At 46.1% G+C, this 22,429-nt stretch carries 20 protein-coding genes and 2 tRNA genes; all 22 read right to left on the reverse strand.

All coding sequences use genetic code 11. The features are described 5' to 3' along the window. Positions 1–35: 35 nt before the first annotated feature. A complete protein-coding gene (locus tag P397_RS0112510) occupies positions 36–1,961 on the reverse strand; it encodes an LTA synthase family protein (protein WP_035387656.1) in 1,926 nt (641 codons plus the stop codon). A 220-nt stretch (positions 1,962–2,181) separates the two neighbouring features. Beyond that, positions 2,182–3,132 carry an ROK family glucokinase gene (locus P397_RS0112515; RefSeq protein WP_275934768.1) on the reverse strand — a complete coding sequence of 317 codons (951 nt, stop codon included), beginning with the start codon at positions 3,130–3,132 and terminating at the stop codon, positions 2,182–2,184. A gap of 84 nt (positions 3,133–3,216) precedes the next feature. Beyond that, a complete protein-coding gene (locus tag P397_RS0112520; RefSeq protein ID WP_026833589.1) occupies positions 3,217–3,414 on the reverse strand; it encodes a YqgQ family protein in 198 nt (65 codons plus the stop codon). Next, positions 3,398–4,435 (reverse strand): M42 family metallopeptidase, encoded by a 1,038-nt coding sequence (locus P397_RS0112525; protein WP_028106770.1) that lies wholly within the window; start codon positions 4,433–4,435, stop codon positions 3,398–3,400. The genes P397_RS0112520 and P397_RS0112525 overlap by 17 nt, the downstream gene beginning before the upstream one ends. A gap of 191 nt (positions 4,436–4,626) precedes the next feature. After that, positions 4,627–5,136: a GNAT family N-acetyltransferase gene (locus tag P397_RS0112530; protein WP_028106771.1), complete on the reverse strand. Its 510-nt coding sequence runs from the start codon at positions 5,134–5,136 to the stop codon at positions 4,627–4,629. 172 nt (positions 5,137–5,308) lie between these two features. Next, entirely contained in the window at positions 5,309–6,262 is a 954-nt protein-coding gene (locus P397_RS0112535; RefSeq protein ID WP_028106772.1) for an L-lactate dehydrogenase, read from the reverse strand. 166 nt (positions 6,263–6,428) lie between these two features. Then, a complete protein-coding gene (locus P397_RS0112540) occupies positions 6,429–7,208 on the reverse strand; it encodes a DUF92 domain-containing protein (RefSeq protein WP_028106773.1) in 780 nt (259 codons plus the stop codon). Continuing rightward, entirely contained in the window at positions 7,199–7,747 is a 549-nt protein-coding gene (locus P397_RS0112545; protein WP_028106774.1) for a 5-formyltetrahydrofolate cyclo-ligase, read from the reverse strand. The genes P397_RS0112540 and P397_RS0112545 overlap by 10 nt, the downstream gene beginning before the upstream one ends. A 62-nt stretch (positions 7,748–7,809) precedes the next feature. Further along, positions 7,810–7,959: a 50S ribosomal protein L33 gene (rpmG, locus tag P397_RS0112550; RefSeq protein ID WP_012369771.1), complete on the reverse strand. Its 150-nt coding sequence runs from the start codon at positions 7,957–7,959 to the stop codon at positions 7,810–7,812. Between the two features lie 104 nt (positions 7,960–8,063). Beyond that, positions 8,064–10,247: a 1,4-alpha-glucan branching protein domain-containing protein gene (locus tag P397_RS0112555; RefSeq protein WP_028106775.1), complete on the reverse strand. Its 2,184-nt coding sequence runs from the start codon at positions 10,245–10,247 to the stop codon at positions 8,064–8,066. A 37-nt stretch (positions 10,248–10,284) separates the two neighbouring features. Further along, positions 10,285–11,022 (reverse strand): DUF4912 domain-containing protein, encoded by a 738-nt coding sequence (locus P397_RS0112560; RefSeq protein ID WP_026833596.1) that lies wholly within the window; start codon positions 11,020–11,022, stop codon positions 10,285–10,287. 109 nt (positions 11,023–11,131) lie between these two features. Continuing rightward, on the reverse strand, positions 11,132–11,794 hold the full coding sequence (gene phoU / locus P397_RS0112565) for a phosphate signaling complex protein PhoU (RefSeq protein WP_026833597.1): 663 nt from the start codon (positions 11,792–11,794) through the stop codon (positions 11,132–11,134). 17 nt (positions 11,795–11,811) lie between these two features. Then, positions 11,812–12,588: a phosphate ABC transporter ATP-binding protein PstB gene (pstB, locus tag P397_RS0112570; protein ID WP_051524104.1), complete on the reverse strand. Its 777-nt coding sequence runs from the start codon at positions 12,586–12,588 to the stop codon at positions 11,812–11,814. A gap of 100 nt (positions 12,589–12,688) precedes the next feature. Then, entirely contained in the window at positions 12,689–13,597 is a 909-nt protein-coding gene (gene pstA, locus P397_RS0112575) for a phosphate ABC transporter permease PstA (RefSeq protein WP_026833599.1), read from the reverse strand. 1 nt (position 13,598) lies between these two features. Then, complete coding sequence (gene pstC / locus P397_RS0112580) at positions 13,599–14,540, reverse strand: phosphate ABC transporter permease subunit PstC (RefSeq protein WP_028106777.1); 942 nt, start codon at positions 14,538–14,540, stop codon at positions 13,599–13,601. 93 nt (positions 14,541–14,633) lie between these two features. Then, positions 14,634–15,578 (reverse strand): PstS family phosphate ABC transporter substrate-binding protein, encoded by a 945-nt coding sequence (locus P397_RS0112585; RefSeq protein WP_028106778.1) that lies wholly within the window; start codon positions 15,576–15,578, stop codon positions 14,634–14,636. A 223-nt stretch (positions 15,579–15,801) separates the two neighbouring features. Then, positions 15,802–17,874 (reverse strand): peptidoglycan D,D-transpeptidase FtsI family protein, encoded by a 2,073-nt coding sequence (locus P397_RS0112590; protein ID WP_028106779.1) that lies wholly within the window; start codon positions 17,872–17,874, stop codon positions 15,802–15,804. Between the two features lie 140 nt (positions 17,875–18,014). Further along, a complete protein-coding gene (locus tag P397_RS0112595) occupies positions 18,015–18,623 on the reverse strand; it encodes a superoxide dismutase (RefSeq protein ID WP_026833603.1) in 609 nt (202 codons plus the stop codon). A gap of 93 nt (positions 18,624–18,716) precedes the next feature. Then, entirely contained in the window at positions 18,717–20,177 is a 1,461-nt protein-coding gene (locus P397_RS0112600; protein WP_028106780.1) for an alpha-amylase, read from the reverse strand. 129 nt (positions 20,178–20,306) lie between these two features. Further along, positions 20,307–20,380, reverse strand: a tRNA-Ile gene (locus P397_RS0112605). Positions 20,381–20,391: 11 nt separating this feature from the next. Further along, positions 20,392–20,465 (reverse strand) — tRNA-Met (locus P397_RS0112610). A 125-nt stretch (positions 20,466–20,590) separates the two neighbouring features. Further along, complete coding sequence (locus P397_RS0112615; RefSeq protein WP_028106781.1) at positions 20,591–22,231, reverse strand: Na/Pi cotransporter family protein; 1,641 nt, start codon at positions 22,229–22,231, stop codon at positions 20,591–20,593. Between the last annotated feature and the right edge of the window lie 198 nt (positions 22,232–22,429).

Genomic DNA, 22,429 nt, shown 5'->3' on the forward strand with positions numbered 1-22,429 from the left:
CTTTCATTTTCCGCCTGACGTGACCGTCATTTGGATTATTTAGATGTCTGAAGGAAACGTAACAGGTCACCGTAGATGACTTTATCTGATAGTCCCAACTCTTTTTCCGATTGTTTCGTGGACTCTTTACAAATCGCACCAACCTGTTCATCGGTCACTTCTTCTCCGGTTTTGCGGTCATAACACGTTTCTTGTGTGTAGACTGTTTTGTCGGTAATGACTGAACCATCACGGAACAGCGCATAATCCTTGTGTTCTTTCGAGAACAAGTCAGTACCAAACAAGACTTCATCCTCGAAGTTATGACCAAGCAGGTTCAACAGCGTTGGTTTGATATCGATCTGGCTCGCCACGTTTTCATGCATGACACCTTTGTCTTGTCCAGGTAAATGGATGACGAAAGGTACACGTTGAAGTTGCGCGACGTCGTATGGTGTCAACTCATCTTTTTCCATTAATTCAGCCATCGCTGCATTGTGGTTGGTTGAGATACCATAGTGATCGCCGTAAAGCATGAAGATCGTATCATCCCACGTGCCGTCCTTCTTTAATCCTTCAATGAATTTACCGAGTGCCATATCTTGATACGCCAGTGCTTGGACATAATGGTTTAATGTCGTGGAGCTGGTTTCAAGCGGCGGAACGAGTTCATGCTCCGGTTTCGGCATTTCAAACGGATAATGGTTCGTTAACGTGATGAACTTCGAATAGAAAGGTCGCGGAAGATCTTTCAGCATCGGTAATGACTGTTCAAAGAACTTGTCGTCCAGTAATCCCCATTCCGTCAAATCTTCCGGATTACCAAGATCATAATCCGTTTCAGAGAAGAAACGATCGACGCCGAAGCTGTTGTAGACGATGTCCCGGTTCCAGAACGATTTGTTGTTTGCATGGAAGACTGCTGAATAATAGCCGTCTTCTTTTAACATCTCAGGTGTTGCACGGAATTCATTTTCTCCATTCGTAAAGAATGCCGCACCCCGACCTAACGGGTAAATCGAGTTTTCAAGAATAAATTCCGCATCGGCGGTTTTCCCCTGCCCTGTGTTGTGGTAGAAGTTATCCCAGTAATGCGACTCTTTGATCAATTTGTTGAGGTTCGGTGTAATTTCTTGACCGTTTGGTGCTTTTAAGCCCACCGCAAATGATTGAGCAGACTCAAACGATACTACGATGACGTTTTTCCCTTCGTACTTGCCGAACATCGCCGGATTCGGTTTAGCATACTTTGAATCCACAAAACCTTGGACTTCGGACAGTTCTGAACTGTCTGCCATCGCTTTTTGTGCCGATGTTTTTGATTGAATCAAGGCATCGTACATATGGAAGTTAAATGTCCCGATGTTTTTGACGAGCAACTCGCGGTCAAACGCACGTGTCAACAATTCAGGGCGTTCTGTTTCAGCAAGCGCCAAGTTACCTAAGAAGACAGCCGTCGCCGCCACAAACGCTAAAATCGCCCGTCCACGTGACGCAATATTTTTGGACATGTCCATTTTTCGTAAGAAGAACGGAAGGATCAACAGATCACCAACGATCAGAAGGTCTGCCCACGTCAACAACGAACCGAGCGAGGCCGAAACCGTCTCTGCATTGGATGTTTGGAACAGAACTGGTAACGTCAGATAATCATTGAAGAAGCGGAAGAAAATAATATCCGCGTACAGGACAAGTGTCGCAACGACAAGCGTCCCGTAGATGAACCATTTTTGGACGTTTCCACGGAAGAAGAAACTAAATCCGAACATAAACAATGCCGAACTGATTGGATTAATCAGTAAGATAAACGCTTGTGCCGAGTTCGTAACCGGCACGTTGAAAAAGAGCGTATACGCGAGATACGTCTTTAACCAAATCAATAGTGTCGCAATCCAAAAGACTTTGTGCTCTTTATAGGTGCTGCGAACACTTTGTCCCATCTTGAGTCGCATGCGCGACCAGATGCCAGAGTCTTGCTGCATAAAAACCTGCCTCCTAATATACGTGTGTCCTTTACATCGAACTTTTACACGGCTTGCATATCATAGTCTATTTATACCCGTATCACGTGAAAATTTTACGCTTACTTTTACAAAAATGCAACCGGAATCCGGTCGATACTTAACAATCACATACTTTTATTACGTTTGTAAATAAAAAAAAGATTCGAATTTTCGAATCTTTTCTTAAAACTTCGTGTAATTATTTTTTGAGAAACATTTGTTTCGCGAGCCATGCACAACCGATGACCCCTGCATCGTTACCAAGTTCCGCGATTTTAAATGTCGTTGATTGGAAGACACGTGGTAAGGCAAAACGCTCAAACGTCTCTTTTAACGGAGTCATTAACGCATCACCCGCTTTTGAGACCCCGCCACCGATGACGATGATTTCCGGATTAAAACTGTTTGCCAAGTTTGAAATGGCGAGTCCGAGATGGAACGTCACTTCATTCACTACTTCCGTCGCCACGGCATCTCCTTTTGAATAAGCATCAAAAACGTCCTTTGCCGTCACGGCCTTCACATCATTCAATAGCGTCGTCTGCCCTTTTCTTTTCTCAAGACCTAACCGGGCGACACCTGTTGCTGAAGCAATCGTCTCAAGGCAACCTTTACGGCCGCATCCACACATGACGCCGCCTTCCGGCAACATCGTGATATGTCCGATTTCTCCGGCCATCCCGACTGTCCCGTGAACGATTTGACCGTTGGTGATCAATCCGCCGCCAACACCCGTCCCGAGTGTCACAGCCAGCAGTTCCGTCGCTCCGCTTCCAGCACCTTTCCACATTTCACCGATTGCTGCCGCATTCGCATCATTTTCAATGACGGCCGGTAATCCGGTCAATCGTTCAAATTCTCCGACCAATTCAAAGTTATTCCAACCGATGTTCACCGCTTTTTCGACGACTCCCGTATTGAAATCAATGAATCCCGGAGCTCCGATTCCGGCTCCGACAAAGTCTTCGACTCGTTTATTACTTTTTTGACACTGTTCAAAAAATGAGCGTGCGATGTCTCCCGGAATTTGTTTGCCGTCATTTAAGATGACAGTTTCAATTTCCCACTTCTCAACGATGATGCCTTGTAAATCCAAAATTGCCATCTTGACTGTCGTACCGCCGATATCCACACCAAGTAACCATTTCATCCCCATTACTCCCTTATGATCCAAAATTGTACTTCCTCTATTTTAGCCGACTCGATTCATCATGCAAAGGGTTGCACAACCTTTTTACGATTTTCTTGATTGTTGCAGTTCATGCGCTAAAATGATTTTAGCCGAGTCATATTGTTTTTTCTCCAACACACCCGCTTGTTCCAATTCATCCAGTTCTAACATCATCATCGCGATGTCTGACTCGCGATCGCCTAAATAGACGATTGTTCCGTACAGCTTGAGCAACTGTTGGACATCATAAAGTGTTTTCATCGTTCATGGCCTCCTTTACGAATGCATCTAAAAGATCATACGTGGCTTGCAGGGACGTTTCATGCGTCCGTTCATAGGAATGACTGGACTCAATACCCGGTCCAAGCAAACCGTGTCTTACATCATGCCCTGCATGGACAGCAGCAGACGCATCCGAGCTGTAATAGGGATAAATATCGACCTTATACGGAATCGCATGTTGCTGGGCAAGCCGCGTGAACTGATGGCGCAGTGCCAAATCATACGGACCTGAACCGTCTTTCGCACAAATCGAAACCGTATACTCATCCGAGTGTTGTCCTTCCCCTAGCGCTCCCATGTCAACCGCGATGTATTCTGCGACATCCGCTGAAAAACCGGCATTCCCTCCAAAACCAACTTCTTCATAGTTCGAAATTAAAATGTGAACAGGATGCGGTAACGACATCGTTTTCCATTTCTTGATCAGTTCCAGTAACAGCGCGACCGACGCTTTATCATCGAGGTGACGTGATTTTACGAATCCTGTCTCTGTATGGACAAAACGCGGATCAAACGTCACGACGTCTCCGACTTCGATTCCGGCTACACGTGTTTCTTCTGCCGTCGTCGACCGGATATCGAGACGAACTTCAATGTTCGTGGCACTCCGTTCTTCGGTGTTCGTGACCCGTGACGTATGAACGCTTGAATGATGGAACACGATTGTCCCGGAAATCGTCTGTCCGTCCATCTTATGTACAAGACAATTTTCGCCTTCAATTGCCGTCCATGCGTACCCTCCGAGTTGAGAGAGGCTGAGGCGTCCGGATGGCAGGATTTCCTTCACCATCGCTCCCAGCGTATCGACATGTGCGGTCAGCAGACGGATTCTTGGTGACTGACCCGGTAGCATGGCGAGTAATGCACCCTTTTCCAGCTTTTTATAGGAAATTCCCTCTTCTTTGAATCGATTTTCTACATATGTAAGTGCTTGAACCGTAAATCCAGTCGGACTTGGAATCTCGACTAAATCACGAATCGTCTGAACTACTGCCTGCATACCATTCACTCCTCTTGATTTCGAATGTTTTCCCTTATATATGATAACAAAAGATGCGAACATGCGGGTACACATTCGTCCGTGCACCGGAACGACACACGGCTGTCCCATAATAAAAAGTCGTAGATTCAATTCACATTGACCCTACGACTTTTCACGCGTCTAACGACCGTATCTTGATTCAGTTTGGATTAGACGTATTTTTTCATCCAAATGTCGTCCCGGTACGTCCCGTCTTCTAACTTGACCGAATCCGGATCCTCTGCATACACTTCAAACCCTAGCGATTCGTACAGACTTTGTGCCGCCTCGTTACCGGACAACACCGCCAAGATGACCTGTTCGACATCCGGAATTTGTTTCGCTTCTTCAATCAAAGCTTCCATTAATGCCCGACCTGTTCCACCGCGGTAATCCGGTGAGACATAAACGGCAGAAATCATCGCCTTATGCGATTCGCGCGATAACTCATACGGTTTGACTTGACCAAAACCAAACAATTTTTCACCGTCGAACATCCCGAGCCAGACTTCGTCCGAGTCCGGATCGCCCTCAAGTCCTTCTTGTACGTCCTTGATCGGTGTTTGTTGTTCATCATCAAACGAATGACCAAACGCATCCGGATGATTTTTTAAACCTTCCAGCCGAAGACTCCAATACTGTTCTGCATCTTCTTTCGTTAACTTCCGAAATGTATACATGACTGTCTTTCTCCCCTTTATGCGTTTTTACTATTGGATCTGATGACGTGAAAATTCCTCTATCCTTTACATAACCTTTTTCTAGTAAAATAAAACCTAGTTTAATCGAGAATCTTTCAGACAAAAAAACCGTGCCTTTTTGATAAATCAAAAGGGCACGGTTTTAAAAAAATCAGTGAAGCACCGGTTCCATCGTTTGGCGCAACACTTCCGCTGAATGATGGAATTTTTTCAATTCTTCTTCCGTCAATGAAAATTCAATGATTTCCCGGACACCTTGCCGATTGATGATAGCCGGAACACCAATATGGATTCCTGAAATTCCGTATTGTCCATCGACATGTGCACCAACGGTCAATATACAGTTTTCGTTACCAAGGATGGCCCGCACAATCCGGACGAGACCAAGACCAATCGCATAATAGGTCGCCCCTTTACGTTCGATGATATGATAGGCCGCGTCGCGGACGTTGATATAAATCTGATCAAGGTCTTTTTGGGAGTAGAGATCGTCTTCTGCCAATAATTCATCAATCGTCTTACCGTAGATGCGGGAGTTGCTCCAGGCCGCAAATTCTGTATCACCATGTTCCCCTAAGATATAGGCATGGGCGTTTCGAGAATCGATATGGAAATACTCACCTAACATTTGACGTAACCGCGCCGTGTCAAGGACTGTCCCGGAACCGAACACACGTGATTTCGGCAGGCCGGAATACTTCCAGGCCAAATGAGCCATGATATCGACCGGGTTGGAAGCAACGACGATGATGCCGTCAAAACCGGACTCCATGATTTGGCGCATCATCTCTTTCATGATCAAGGCATTTTTCGCTACCAAGTCGAGTCGTGTTTCACCCGGTTTTTGTGGCGCACCGGCCGTGATGACAATCACTTCCGAATCTTTACAATCGGAATAATCTCCAGCCCAAATGCGCATTGGTGAAGAACTGAACGGTGTTCCGTGATTTAAATCCATCGCTTCCCCTTCGGCTTTTGCTTTATTGACATCGATGATTACTAACTCTTCACATAAACCGGCTGTCGTCATCTGATACGCAAAACTTGATCCGACGGCTCCAGCACCAACCAATGCAACGCGTGTTACTTTCGCATGTAATTCCATCCTCTATGTCCACCCTTCCAAACTAATTTAAAAGTTTGTTAACTTCCTCACAAATAGATTGTAACATCTTTCACAAAGTCACGAATACTGTGAAAACGGTCACATCTTGTCTAAATTGTGTCAATGATATCCTAACATAAGGTAAAATTACATCTACAGTTTCCACTTACCACATTCGATACACAACAAAACCAATCAGACCTGCCAATGCACTCGATAAAAAGTTGACTCCGTCATTCCCGAGCCATTTCCAGCCTTTGACGTAAACTGTCGGTGTATCATGATGCATCTGTTTTTCTGTTTCTTTCGAACAAACCGTACAACGAAACTTTCGCTGAATCGTTCCGCCAAATAACGTATCGAACAGACTTCCGGCAATCCCACCAGCGGTCACGAGTAGCCATGTATCGGCAGGTAACGTAAACAACAGATCACCGGCAGTCGCGATAAACAGGGCTCCGACCACAGTCGCGGATGTCCCAAGGATTGAAACCGCTCCGCTCGTTCCAGCCGGAACACGTCGTCCCGTGAAGAGAAACGGATTTTTTTGCGAAAGTGGACCGATTTCAGAAGCCCACGTATCCGCATTCGAAGCAGCGAGCACAATCAAAAACAATACAAGAAACGCGGTGTGTTCCGTCCATGAATAGCCGACCGCAGCAAGAGCTGCGACACCGCCGTTTGCAAGGACTTGCCAGCCGTCACGCGCCCCGTCTTTTTCAACGATTTGATTCACCGTCTGTTTTCTCCGTTTGCCGAGTTTTGATAACAGACTCGAACTGCCAAAAAAGAGCATCAATAAGATCAGTCCGCTGTATCCGAACCCATAAATGACGACCGTTCCGACGACAATCGTCCAGACGGCACCGCTGATTGTCAGCAACTGCAATCGATAACCAATGTATCCGAGTAAAAAACAAAATAGAATTCCGTACATCACCGACATAAGATGACCTCGGACTCTGTCACGATTTGATCGACCGGTCGATCAAACGATTCGACGGCAAATGCCGGAACGAGTTGGCACTCGAACGCAACCGCTAACGTACTCTCCTGATAATCGATTAATGCGCGGTCGTAAAAGCCGCCTCCCCATCCAACACGAAATCCGTTTCGCATGAAGGCCCGACCGGGAACCAAACAAAGATCGATTGTATTCAATGACCGTTCTACCGCTGTATCGTCGGGTTCCCGGATCCCCATCGTTGTCTCCACCAACCGGCTGTTCGGCAGATACTCAAAAAACTTCATCTCGCGTTGCACCACTTTCGGAATCACCACCTGTTTACCGAGCTCCCATGCTTTTTCGATGATCGGATCAGTCGAACACTCATTTCGAAACGATAAGGTGACAGCAATCGAACGGGCATTTTCCCATGCCGACACGGTGAAGAGCCGATCATAAATCTGTTGCTCACGTTGTTGCCGACGGTCCAATGTATTTAATTGGTGCGTAATGAACTGTCGGATTTCCTGCTTTTCCATCCTGTAAAGTCCCCCTTATTCAACAAAAAAGCCATCACACAAGGTGACGGCTTCCATCTCAATTATTTTACTTCACGGTGAAGTGTGTGCTTACGGAGACGTGGGTTGTATTTCTTCAACTCAAGACGCTCTGGGTTGTTACGCTTGTTCTTCTTAGTGATATAAGTACGGTCACCAGTTTCAGTGCAAGCCAAAGTAATTTTAACGCGCATGGGATTCCCTCCTATCTAGCTCTCGATGTATCAAGTGTTTTTGCTTTACATAAGGTTAAGCATACTCAAGTATCGTACCAAGAAAGGAAGTGAATTGCAACTGTTCATCCGTTCTTTTTCGGAATCGTTACATGCTGGTACGGATTTTCAAGGTTCACTTGGAAGGAACGCAGTTCTTTTTCGACATGATAGTCATGTTCAATCCCGTTTCGCGCTTCTTCCCGCTCAAGGTAAATCACATTTGAATGGCGCAGTGCTTCTCCTTCAAGTCGTTTAATCGCAACGACCAATCCGCCTGTTCCGCCGTGTGAACGTTCACTTTCCAAATCGTAGACGTTACTGACAAGAGGCAGACCGTTCATTTCAGCAAACGATTGTGCAGCGGATGCCGTCTCCATATTAAAGTTATGGACAAGACGGAACTCGACGATCTTATTGAGTGCTTGCGCTTGTCGTAAGACAGCAAGATTCAACCCGGCAAGCTGGTTATACGTCTGAATGAGCGGTAAGCCGTTCACTTCGACATGATAGACATGTACCCCGTCCTGGTGCTGATAATCGGTTGCTCCTGCTGTAATGACGTAGACATTCTCACCTGAAGCCGCCAGACGCTTCGCAAACTCGGCAACCGGACGATTCGTATCATCATACTGTGTCGTCACAATCAAGATGGCCTCATTATTCCAAGACGCTTCACGTTGAACGGCCACATAATAATCATGCGGCGTCAAGAAGACGTCCGGCTCGATGTCCGTATCGGCTAAAAACGGATATTCCGCATAACGGGCATCCAACCACTCCAATGTCAGTTCATTGGCATCAAGTCGGCGTTCCGTCTCTTCAAATCGTTTGATGTGTTCACGGAACCGATTTGCCGCATACTGTGCTGTCGTTTGTCCGTCGAGAATAAACGGCCAGTCACTCGAGACGGCAAGGAGATACTCCCGAATCAGTTGACGCTTGGCTTTGACGGTCAGTTCATCTTGATGTCGATTACGGGCAACGACTCCTGCCAATCGTTTTTCAAGCTGATGCAGGTGACGAATCATCCAGTCATTCCGTTCGTTGATCCAAACGTCGGCATAACCTTTTCGTCCCCATGTTCCCATCGCGACGTGTACCGTCTCAATGTCCTGGAAATGACGCTCAAGGAAAGTCGTCGGAGAAATCGATTCAATTCCGTAGTCTTCAAAACGTTCCATTGTTTTTCCGAGGAAATCAGGACCTTCAAACCACCAATGTCCAAACAGTTCAGCATCGAACGGTGCCGTCACGAGGAACGGCGGGAAGTCTTGACCGCTTTGTTCGTCCAAATGATTGGCAAGTGCTTCTGCAAAATCCGTCGCGTGAACATCTGTCCGTTTCCAAGCCCAATCACGCACATAATAGTCTTTTTGATCCGATTCACCTGTCACGCGGTGTAACTTCAGTCCGGTATCGTATCGTAATCCCTCAGGATGCATGAATTCTGCAATCTGATCCCATTCGCGGTCGTAGGCAAGATCGCGGTAAAATTCGCGGTAGTCCGGATGACCCGGGTAACCGATGACGGAACTCCAGATCCGACCCGAAATGATTTGATCGCGCGGGAATAATGCAACACCGTGTGGTGAATAGACCGGCGCGCCGATGCCGTGTTTCGGTGACGGATCCGCATTGACGATCGAATGTTCATCAACAAACGTATAGCGGATTCCTTCTTCATACATGATTTTATCAAGGCCCGGCGTATAGGCACACTCCGGCATCCATAGACCGGTCGGACGATAACCGTAATGGCGTTCAAAGCAGTTTAATCCGGTTTGGATTTCAGACCGCGCTGCCTGTTCGGACAACATGTGCGGACTGAATCCGTGCGTCGCCGTACACGTCATCAACTCGAGATACCCTTGTTCTTTGTAATGACGGAAAGCACCGTTGAGATCACGGTTCCAGTAGTCAAACGTCACTTTTAAGTCATGGTACCGTTCTTGATAGAATAATAAGGCATCTCGCTCTTCCTTCATCAAGTCACGTTTTAATTCCTGATCAATCAACCGTAACGTATCATCCAAATGTTCCACGTAACGGGTTTGGATCAAAGAATCGGCCAACATCTCGATGACCGGCGGTGAAATACTGATCGTCCACCCGAGCGGACGTTCCAAACGGTCAATTTCCCACAGTAATGGAATGTAGGTTTCTGAAATCGCCTCGTACATCCAACGCTCTTCCAGACGATGAGCTTCTTGATGGCGGATATACGGTAAATGGGCGTGTAAGACTAATGAAAAATATCCTTTGCGCATGTTTTTCTTCCTCTCCTTGTGCTTTCTTTCTATTGTCTTAACGAACTCGGTCGAAGTAGGAATACGGGCGTAAGACTTCTACCCATTCCGGCTGTTCCAACTCACCATACTGCCAACGTGCGACGACTTCCGCAAAACGTCCGTCCATCACCGGTTCATCCCGTGGTGTTTCGACTGGTTTTGAACGCAGGACAGGTAAAAAGTCGCCGTCAATCGTCTGGATGCCCCATTCGATGATGTATGTAGTATTTGGCATCAACGGACGGACGAACCATGTATTGGTCATTTCCGGCAGTTCAAACTGATACGTTCGATTCGCTTCGCCTTTTTCATAGTCACGGAGTGTGACATCGATGATCCGAAGCTCTTTTCGGAATGAATCAAACGAAGCATGATAATGTGTCTCGAGCATCTTCCGTGATAACTCGGACAATTCCCAGTAGACGTAGACCGATGTCGGAGATTGAACGATGGCATGCATGATATCGTCTTCGTAATGCGTCGCCATTCCAAAGGCATCTCGTTCTAATGAAGGAATTGCCGTCAATGCAGGCACAATCTCATTTTCTTTTGAAGCGCTCACGGTTACCCCTGCCTTCTTCTTTTTCGGTTTAGGCGTCGTAGCCGTTTCGGTTGGTGCTGTGTTCGATTCCGTTAATGATTTTCGGTACTTGCTCCAAGCGTATTTGACTTTCCCTTCAGTCGATTCTACTTTTTCTGCGATCTGTTTGATCGTCAGTCCTTGTTCTTTTAATTTTATGATTTTTTCAAGCATTACCTATCACCTCTTTCTCTTTATTCACTTCTTTCTTATTCTACAAACTTGTTTCAAAATCCTTTTCAAAAAAAAAGTAGGCAGAGGATCTCCCTCTAGCCTACTGCAATCAGTTGTTTAAATCATAATGTTTTCCTTTTTCCAGATAAATCAGATGCTCCCCGACATTCGTCAAATGGTCGCCCATCCGTTCGATGTATCGGCAAATATTCGTGAATTGCATGATTTCGTCAACCACGACCGGCTGCAACGACATGTGGCGCATGTATTGACGTAATGCTTTATACGTCGTCTCATCGATGATGTTATCGAGATCCGACAACGCTTTTGCTTTCTCAATGTCTCCGTCACGATAGGCGACAATCGCTGTCTCCGTCATGTCGAGCAACGTTTCGAACGCTTGTTTTAATAATGAGATGTCAATCACGTACGGGAACGTTTCGACACGTAACACGGCTTTCGAAATATTTCCCGCGTAGTCGGCAATCCGTTCGAGATCGGTTGCAATCTTGATGGCTGTGATCAAACGACGTAAGTCCGTCGCGACCGGCTGTTGTTTTGCAATCAGTAAGATCGCATCATCATTAATTTCGAGTTCAAGTGCATCGAGTTCACTGTCGTTTTCGATGACTTTGAGCGCAATCTCGCGGTCGTATTTTTCTAATGCTTCCGCCGTTGTCGCAATCTGTTGCATCGTCTTACGGGCTAACAAAAATACTTTTTGATCAAGTACTGCTAGGTTTTCTCCAAAAATCGTCCGGTTCGCTGCCATTGAAAAGTTCCTCCTCGTTATCCGAATCGTCCTGAGATATAGTCTTCTGTCCGTTTGTCACTCGGATTCGAGAAGATTCGGTCCGTTTGATCGAATTCAACGACTTCTCCATTCAAGAAAAAGGCTGTTTTGTCCGAAACACGTGCCGCTTGTTGCATGTTGTGCGTGACGATGATGATCGAGTAGTCTTTTTTCAATTCTTGAACAAGTTCTTCGACTTTCAACGTCGAAATCGGGTCAAGTGCCGAGGTCGGTTCATCCATCAAGATGACATCCGGCTCAATCGCAAGGCAACGGGCGATACAGAGGCGTTGTTGCTGTCCACCGGATAAGCCGTAGGCATTCTCGTTCAATCGATCCTTTACCTCGTCCCAAATTGCAGCACCACGTAAACTCCGTTCGACGATTTCATCTAAGATTTTCTTGTTTTTGACACCGTGAACACGTGGTCCGTAAGCGATGTTGTCGTAAATCGATTTCGGGAACGGATTCGGTTGCTGGAAGACCATCCCGACGGATGTCCGTAATTCTTCGACTTCGTAATCCTTATCAAAGATATTGCGACCGTGGTACTCGATGACACCGTTCGTGCGAACGATCGGGACGAGTTCAACCATCCGGTTCAAAGTCTTGATGAACGTTGATTTTCCGCATCCTGATGGTCCGATGATTGCCGTGACTTCATTTTGTTTGATATCGAGATTAACATCTTTTAAGGCATGATCATCGCCGTACCATAAGTTCAAATCATTTACACGGTATACGCTTTGTCTTGCAGCTACTGGTTGATTCATCGTTTTTACCCCTTCTTTGGCTGGTTTCGTCGTCAGCTTCGTATCCATCATCTGTGTTCCTCCTTAGTAGTTCAGAACGTGATTTATTATAGGTGTTTGATTAGTATCGTTTTGAGAAACGGTTCCGGATCCAAATCGCAAGTGAGTTCATCGTCAAGAGGATGACCATCAAGACAATGATTCCGGCAGCTGCAAGTCCTTGGAAATCAGCTTGTGGACGGCTTGTCCAGTTGTAGATTTGAATCGGTAACGCTGTAAATTCTGAGAAGATGCCTTCCGGTGCCCGGGCGATGAAGATGGCTGCACCGACCATGATCAGTGGTGCCGTCTCCCCGATGGCACGGGATACCGCCAGGATGATTCCTGTGATGACACCCGGCAAGGAAGCCGGTAAGACGACTTTAAACGTTGTCTGCCATTTCGAGGCACCAAGCGCGAGTGACGCGTGACGCATTGCTTGCGGGACTGCTCGAATCGCTTCTTGGGACGAGACGATGACGACCGGTAAACTCATCAGTGCAAGCGTGAGTGCTCCGGCAATCAAGGTCGAACCGAAGCCCATGTTCCGAACGAAGAATGTCAGTCCGAGTAATCCGAAGACGATTGACGGGACACCGGCTAAGTTTGAGATGTTGACTTCGATGAATGACGTCATCCGTCCTTTTTTCGCATACTCTTCCAAATAGATCGCAGCTCCGACACCGAGGATGAAGATCATTGGAATGATCAACAACATCAGGAAGATCGAGCCCATCAGCGCAGGATAGATTCCGGCACGATCCGGTCGGCGTGAAGGAGCGTTTTGAAGGAAGTCGAGTGACAACCAGGCTGCTCCGTCACGAACGACACCAGACAAAAGAATACCAAGTACGACTAAACCAAATAACAGTCCAATCAAGAAAATGATTTTAGTGATATTGTTGACGACCAAACGTTGACTGATCGACTTTTTAACAGCAACAGGATCGATAAACTTTTTTTGTACGGGTTGTTTTTCTGGTAAGGCCATCTTAATACTCCTCTCTGAAACGACGCGTGATCCAGTTCGCGAGTAAGTTCATCAAAAGAGTAAAGACGAACAACAACGTACCGACAGCGTAGATACTATAGTATTCAATCGTACCGAATCCAGCATCGCCAAGTGCGACCTGAACGATATAAGCAGTCATCGTTTGAACCGGTTCTAACGGGTTGACGAGAGCTGTCGGATTCGATCCACCAGCAATCGTTACGATCATCGTCTCACCGATCGCACGCGACATCCCGAGGACGATCGACGCGATGATCCCCGAAAGGGCTGCCGGAACAACAACTTTTAAAGCGACTTCAAGACGTGTTGAACCAAGCGCGAGCGCACCGTCTCGGATTTTTTTCGGAACCGAACTCATCGCATCTTCCGAAATCGAGGCGATCATCGGGATGATCATGATTCCGACGACGATCCCCGGGCTTAAGGCATTGTAGATGGCAAGACCCGGAATGAGTTTTACGAGTAATGGTGTAACGAACGTCAAAGCGAAAAATCCGAAGACGATTGTCGGAACACCGGCTAAGACTTCAAGAATGGGTTTGAGAACACGGCGTGCGCGTTCTGATGCATACTCACTCAAATAAATCGCAGAAGTGAGTCCAATCGGCACGGCAACTAGCATCGCAATCACGGTAATTTCAAGTGTTCCCACGACGAGTGGCCAAATCCCGTACTCCGGTTGAGAGTTCAACGGGTACCAGTTCGTGCTGCCGAAAAATTCTTTGATCGATACGACTTCAAAGAAGTGGCGTGTCTCAAGAACTAACGTGAGAATGATGCCGATGGTCGTAACAACTGAAACGAACGCACAAAGGAAAAGTACGATCGGCATGAACCGTTCCATAACGTTTTTCATACTGAATTTTTGTTGTCGGTTCTGTTGAATCAGCTCGCGAACCGATTTGTTTGATGATGAATTCATCCTTCTTCGCTCCCTACTTCATCATGCCTACATAAGAACGGGACCCGAAAAAGGGGAATTTCCCCTTTTTGGGCCGTCCTCGTTTGGTGATGTTTATTTCATTGCGTCTTCGATAGCTTTTGCGTTTTCATCATAACGATCTTGCTTCATCTTGATGTAACCAACTTCTTCAGCTAAGTCACCAGCATTTTCATTCGTGAATTGAACGAAGTCAGCCACTTGTTTTTTATCTTTTAACGATTTGTTGTTGACATACGTGTAGATTTCACGTGACAGCGGGTAAGACAGGTCGTTGATTGTTTCTGGTGTTGGATCAACCGCATCTTTTCCTTCAGCTGAAAGTGGAACTTCTTTTAACTTATCTTTGTTTTCCGCGTAGTAGGCATAACCGAAGTAACCGATCGCTCCTTTTGTTCCTTCAACACCTTTGACGAGAACGTTATCGTCTTCCGAGAGTTGAACATCTTTACGCATATCTTTTTCGTCGAGGACTTCTTCATTGAAGTAATCAAATGTTCCTGAGTCTTTACCAGGGCTGAAGAATTTGATTGGCTCTGCCGGGTAAGATGGATCAACATCTTTCCAAGTCTTGACGTTTGGATCGAGCCACATTTTGTTGAGTTGATCGAGTGTCAATTCTTTGACCCATGTATTTTGTTTGCTGACGGCGACTGTCAATCCGTCGAGTGCAAGTGAGAGACGTGTAAATTCAATATCATTTTTTTCAGCTTCTGCTACTTCTTCATCTTTAATTTCACGTGACGCGTTCGAGAGGTCTGTTTCACCAACGACGAAACGTTTGAACCCGCCGCCTGTTCCGGATACTCCGACTGTTACATCGACGTCTGGTTGTTCGATTGAATACTCTTCACCGACTGCTTCCATGATTGGGAAGACTGTTGAAGATCCGTCTACAGCGATCTTTCCTGAAAGATCAGAAGAACTTGAAGAGCCATCTGTTTCATTTCCGCATGCCGCACCGACTACTGCGATTGACGCTACCGTTGTAATAAGAGCTGTTTTTTTCATCCAAGACATGATTAATTTTCCTCCTCGAAGTATGTCGCTGGTAACGCTACGACTTTATATCCGTTTTCCTTACAAGACTTATACTACGGATGAACTATTAAACCAAAATGAATCCAACGTAAAAGAATTGTAAAGGCGTGTATTTCTGCGTTTACAATTTGAAGTTCATTAGAAAAACAGGTCAATCCAAACAAAAAAACGAAGATGAGTTTCCTCACCTTCGCTGAACTAGTTAATTAGGCTTAGTTTGCCACGGGACATCCTTGACATTAAAGTAGGCTTTGACTAAATCATGACCAATCTTCGAGTTGACCGTTTCTTGTTCCATATATGGAAGGAAGACAGCCCATGCCATTTCCGGATTATCGTACGGGGCCCAACCGACGAGGTTCGAGTTTAATGAACGAACCGGCTGTCCGCTTCCGTCACGAAGTGCAATCCCGTCCTCACCGTAGACACTGACCTGTGCCGTTCCGGTTTTGGCAGCCGCATCGATTCCGGTCTGGGCGATGACTTTAGAAGTCCCCCGCTCGCCTTTGACGACACGGTGCAACCCTTCACGGACATGATCGATGTTCGCTTGGCTGATTTCAATCCGGTTCAAATAGTTGGTCTTAAAGCTGTAATCGACTTGTTTTGTTCCTTCTTCAATCGAGTTCGACGCCAAGACTTCTTTTAAGAAGTGGGGCTGTACCCGATATCCGCCGTTGGCAAGTGTCGAAATATATTGCGCCACCTGTAACGGGGTAAAGGCATCATACTGACCGATTACACGGTCCATCAAGAGGGTGACACGGTCCGGTGTCCCTTGTACCCCTTTGGCTTCATACGGAAGATCGATTCCCGTTGTCACACCGAGACCAAACTGACTGTAATAGTTTTGCATGATCGCCGCTGCCGCGTCGACACTTGCACCTGCTACACCATTACTTGGATACTTCGCCATCCGCATGGCAATGTTAAACATGTACACGTTCGACGAACGTTCAAGTGCCGTCAGATCCGTGATTGGTCCCATATTGACGTAGGATCCTTTTTTGGTCCCGCCAATGGTAATCGGAGCATCATTGATGACTTCATTTTGACGGATGACACCTTCCTCAAGTCCCATCGCGACCGTTGCCCCCTTGATCGTGGATCCGATTTGCAAGGAGGTTAAGACGTTATTGATGGCGACATCACTGAATTTGTTCGTTGCCGTATCCAGTTTTTGTCCTGACATCGCCAAAATTTCGCCGGTTTGTGGATTCATGACGACGGCATAACCTTCTTTCAGGTAGCCACTGCCCATGCCGCGCCCCATCTTGATTGCCTGTTGTAAGATCTGATCGACTTGTTTGTTATATTCCGCATCAACCGTCAGGACAAGATCTTTTCCTGATTCGCCTTCTTCGCGGTTCGGTTCGCCGACAGGCTCGCCGTTAAACGTTTCGTAAACATCATATGCCGGTTTCCCGCGCAACAGATCTTCATATTGTTGTTCGAGGAAAGACGTCCCGACACGGTCATTTAAGCTGTATCCTTTTGCCTTGAATTCCGCTTGTTGTTCAGCGGGAATTTTTGAGTACTTCCCGAAGATGTTGCGGAGCGTCCCTTCGTATGGATAAGAGCGTTCATAAAACGGCTCGACCGACACCCCTTTTAAATCTTCGAGGTTTTCATCGATGATGGCCATTTCTTTTGCATCCGCCCCCAATTTGACGAGCTGGGGATCAAGCGCATAGCCGACTTCCATGTTGTGTTTGATGGCGACGACTTCCATCGTCTTGTCATCAAAATCGATATCTTTTTCCGTGATTGTATCAAGACGAATCTGATCTTGCTGTGAAATCGACAACTTACTTTGCGCTTCTGAACTTGGATATTTTTCTTTGACGGCCTGTTTATACCGGCGGTCGGATTCCTTTTCATTGACAGCAATCCAATAATCCTTCAGATCGCGCTCCGTCACTTTCCAATCCTTTTTAGGCAGGTTGATGATCGCCGCAAGACGCGAGGCGATTTCAATCCGTTCATCAACTTTCGTATTTTGAGACCGGCGGTACACAATCGAGTACTTGGAAATCGTATCGACCAACAGTCGTCCGTCCCGATCATAAATCTTTCCGCGCGGTACTTCGTATTTCGAAGCAATCATCTCCGTTTTTTGAACTTCCCGTGAAATCTTTTCACCGTTCACAATCTGGACGACACCTAATCTAAAAATTAAAATCGCAAACAATAAAAACACTACAAAAAACATTAAATTCAAGCGCAGCGGCAGATGGTTACGCCGTCTGCCCCTTACTGTGATTCGTTTCGCCATGGCGTACTCCCCTATCGTTCAAAAGTCATCTTGTTTCATTATATAGAAGGAAACTTTCCATAACAACCTATCCCATCATTTTCCGCATTAAAAAAGAGCACCGGTTTCCCTTTCGGAAAACTGATGCTCTCATCTACCTATTATTTTGCGTCAGCGTAAAGTTTTGCCACGTGATCCCAGTCAATGACGTTAAAGAACGCATTGATGTAATCCGGACGACGGTTTTGATAGTTCAAGTAATAAGCATGTTCCCAAACATCAAGTCCAAGAATCGGCGTTTTGCCTTCCATGACTGGTGTATCTTGGTTTGGTGTTGAAACGACAGCTAATTTGCCACCGTCCACGATGAGCCACGCCCAACCTGAACCAAAACGAGTTGTTGCCGCTTTTGCGAACGCATCTTTGAATGCTTCGAATGAACCAAATGATTCGTCGATTGCTGAAGCAAGCTCACCCGTTGGTGCTGCTCCGTCGTTCTTTTTCAAGAGTTTCCAGAAGAACGAGTGGTTCCAATGACCGCCACCGTTATTACGGACAGCTGTTTGAATGTTAGCAGGAAGTGAATCGAGGTTTTGAAGTAATTCTTCAAGTGATTTCCCTTCATGCTCTGACCCTTCAAGCGCCGCGTTTACGTTCGTGACATACGTGTTGTGGTGTTTTGAGTGGTGAATCTCCATCGTACGAGCGTCGATATGTGGCTCCAGCGCATCATAAGCGTAGCCGAGTTCTGGTAATTCAAATTTTGACATTTTCATGTCCCCCTTTATCCTATTTTCGGAATTTCAATACTCTTTAAGACTAGCAAAAATAGTTGGTCAGGTGCAAGCAATGACCCTTAGAGATTACTGTTCGTCGCGTGGGGCGAATACAGAGACGCCGCCGCCCGGAACCGGGAAAACGCCGAATCCTTCTTCATCGATGACGACAGGCTCTTCTTGGTGATTCGTATAATCGAACCATTGTTCTCCGGCACGTGATTCGCCGACGAACATCCGTTTCTCACACATATCCGCGTTCGACAGCAAGACGGCACAACCCGAGTTCGGGAATTCTTCGACTCCACGACGGACCCAACCGACACAATGCGGATCATCCAGGTAGTCTTCTTGCTCACCGTAGGCTTTATGGTAACGGGCGTACAACAAGGCATCAATCATTTCCTTTTTGCCTTCAACCGGATGCGGTCCTTGTACTCCGTAGTAATCGCCATAGAAGACACACGGATAACCGTCTTTACGAAGGAGTACCGAAGCATAGGCATGTTGTTTAAACCAATCGTCAATCCATGACTCAAGCGACTCGCCTGGTTGGGAATCGTGGTTGTCGACGAATGTCACGGCGTTCGTCGGATGGGATTCCACCAACGTATCCGCGAACAGTGTCGTTAAATCAAAGTCCTGTCCTTGTTGCGATGCTTCATGGAATTTATAGTGCAACGGGACGTCAAACAAATCGATCGTATAGTCGACACTGTCTAAAAACTGACGGCAGTCGTCTAGATCCGACTTCCAGAACTCACCGACCATATAAAATCCTTCCGGGTTATCCCCGATCATTGATTTGGCAAATTCATTGACGAATTCATAGTTGATGTGTTTGATCGCATCAAGCCGGAAACCTTGGCAGTTGATCGTCTCTTTAAACCAGTTTCCCCAGTTGATCATTTCTTCGCGGACTTCCGGATGATTGTAATCGATGTTTGCGAACATCAGATAATCATAGTTGCCGAATTCGTCATCAACTTGATCGTTCCAATCTTTATTTTTACCAGAGATTTTGAAGACACCTGTTTTATCTTCGCGTGCATCAAAATCGGTTCCATTGAAAAATTCGTGTGTCCAGATGAAATCAGAATATTTTCCGTTTCGACCCGGGAACGTAAATTTTGTCCACGCATCGATTTCAAATTCTTCTGAAATTTCTTGCGAACGGTCTTCCGGGTGGACTTCCACAACTTTAATCGTCTCGAGTTCATCGGCAGCCGCTTTATGATTCATGACGACATCGGCATAGATGGCGATGTCATTTTCATGCGCGACTTGAATCGCTTCGACCAATTCATCTTTTGTCCCGTATTTCGTCCGGACCGTTCCTTTTTGATCAAATTCCCCTAGATCATAGACATCGTAAATGCCATACCCTGTATCTTCATCTGATTGTCCCTTTGATGCTGGCGGAATCCAAACAGATGTGATGCCTGCAGCACGCAGTTCCGGCGCTCTCTCTTTTAAGCGTTGCCAATGCTTTCCATCATTTTCTACATGCCACTCAAAAAACTGCATCATCGTATGGTTACGTTCCATCTCTCTTCGCTCTCCCTTAAATTGCCATAGTATGAATATTATTGTATGAACATTATTACAATATCTTTAATATTCCCCGTGGAACCAAAAATAAACGCACACTCAAAAAAAGAGTGTGCGCTTATGAAATGGACCCTGCAGGACTCGAACCTGCGACCGGACGGTTATGAGCCGTCAGCTCTAACCAGCTGAGCTAAGGGTCCTTAAGTAATAGTAGCGGCGGAGGGAGTCGAACCCACGACCTCACGGGTATGAACCGTACGCTCTAGCCAGCTGAGCTACACCGCCATGATGAATTAAAACAACTAATATCAGATTACTGGAATGAAACTTAAATGTCAATAAATTATCTCACAAAAACAAAGAGGAATTTCTTTTCAGAAATTCCTCTTGTCTCATGATGAATATTCACTTCATGCTGTTCCTGACCGTTGCTCCAGTACCAAATCCGTAATGTTGACGGCGTGGTCACCGATTCGTTCCAAGTTCGACAACAGATCAACGAAGATCATTCCGGCTTGACCGGTACAGTCTCCTGCATTAACGCGCAAGACATGGTGTTTGCGGAATGAACGTTCGAGCGAATCCAGTTTCCCTTCGAGCTCAAGTACTTGGCGTGCCAAGGAAACATCATCAAGTTCAACTGCCTTGATGGCTGTTTCGACGATTTTTTGCGTCAAGACATACATCTCATCCAGCTCTTTTTTCGCTTGTGCCGTAAATTCGATACGATTCACGATTTGGAAATCAACGAGTTCGATGACGTTTTCGACATGATCGCCGATCCGTTCAAAGTCATTGACGGCATGCATCAAGAGTGAATGGTCATTTGATTCCCGTTCTGATAAGTCATGTGCTGCGACTTTAACGAGATAACTTGTCACTTCTGTATTCAGATGATTGATGGCGTATTCGATCTGACCTGCATCTGATACATCCTTTTTATCATGCGATTGCGTATAACGGTGCGCTTTTCCAAGCGCTTCCTTCGAGAACTCACCCATCCGTAACACTTCCATTTTTGCTTGATTTAAGGCGAGTGACGAAGATTGGTTTAGGATGTTTTGATCCAAGTGGCGTGGTTTCGAGTCGACGGTCGTATCCGTGCCCGGCACGACTTTTTGAACGAGCCACGCAATTTGCGCGATGAACCAACATTGAATCAAGGTGTTGACGACGTTAAACGTTCCGTGTGCAAAAGCAATCTGCATCTGTGGTCCAAGTCCGAGCGTTCCTGTAATCCACGTAATAAAACTTGAGAACAACGGTAAGGCGAGCAAGAAGATAGCTGTTCCGACAATATTGAAGATGACGTGTGCTGCTGCCGTCCGTTTCGCTGCAATCGACGCACCCAGTGCTGCGAGAACCGCAGTGATCGTCGTCCCGATGTTATCACCAAACAAGACGGGTAAAGCTGCTTTGATGTCAATCATTCCACCCGAATAGAGTTCTTGTAAAATCCCAATCGTCGCGGAAGACGATTGAACAAGTACGGTAAAGATTGTCCCTACAAGCACACCAAGCAACGGATTATCCGACATGGAAACCGTTAAGTCACGGAACCATTCGCTTGATTCAAGCGGTGCCATTCCGTCTCCCATGAGCGTCAACCCATAAAAAAGTGCTCCGAAACCAAAGAAGATTTGTCCGATGTATTGAATCCGTTCTTTATTGAAGAAGAAAATCAGGAATGCTCCAAGCGCGATCGCCGGGAGTGCTGCTTCCTTGACGTTAAATCCGATGATGAAAGCCGTAATCGTCGTTCCGATGTTCGCCCCCATGACGACACCGATCGCTTGACGTAAATTCATCAAACCGGCGCTGACTAAACCAACGACGATGACGGTCGTACCGGATGACGACTGAATCAAGACCGTAACGACAATCCCCGCCAAAATCCCAAGAAACGGGTTTGATGTGTATTTATCTAAAATATAACGCAGGCGGTCTCCCGCTGTTTTTTGAAGTCCATCTCCCATATACTTAATACCGAATAGGAAAATACCAAGTCCACCAATAAAAGTGAAAATCATTTCCTGTAAATCATAGTTCATGCTGTCATCTCCTCGTATAAAAAGTGGAATTGATTTTTTGTGAAGAATCTATTGTTTCAACCTCTCCTATTATGTAAAGGTCTATTGAACTTGTAAACAGTTTTTTAGGTATTTGATTGTTAAGGTTTTATTAAACTGTACTAAAACAACATTTTGATTGATATAAAGCCTTTTTTAATTTACAAGTACCGTTGTTAT

Origin of the sequence: Exiguobacterium undae DSM 14481, assembly GCF_000620805.1 — a bacterium.
Lineage (GTDB): Bacteria > Bacillota > Bacilli > Exiguobacteriales > Exiguobacteriaceae > Exiguobacterium_A > Exiguobacterium_A undae.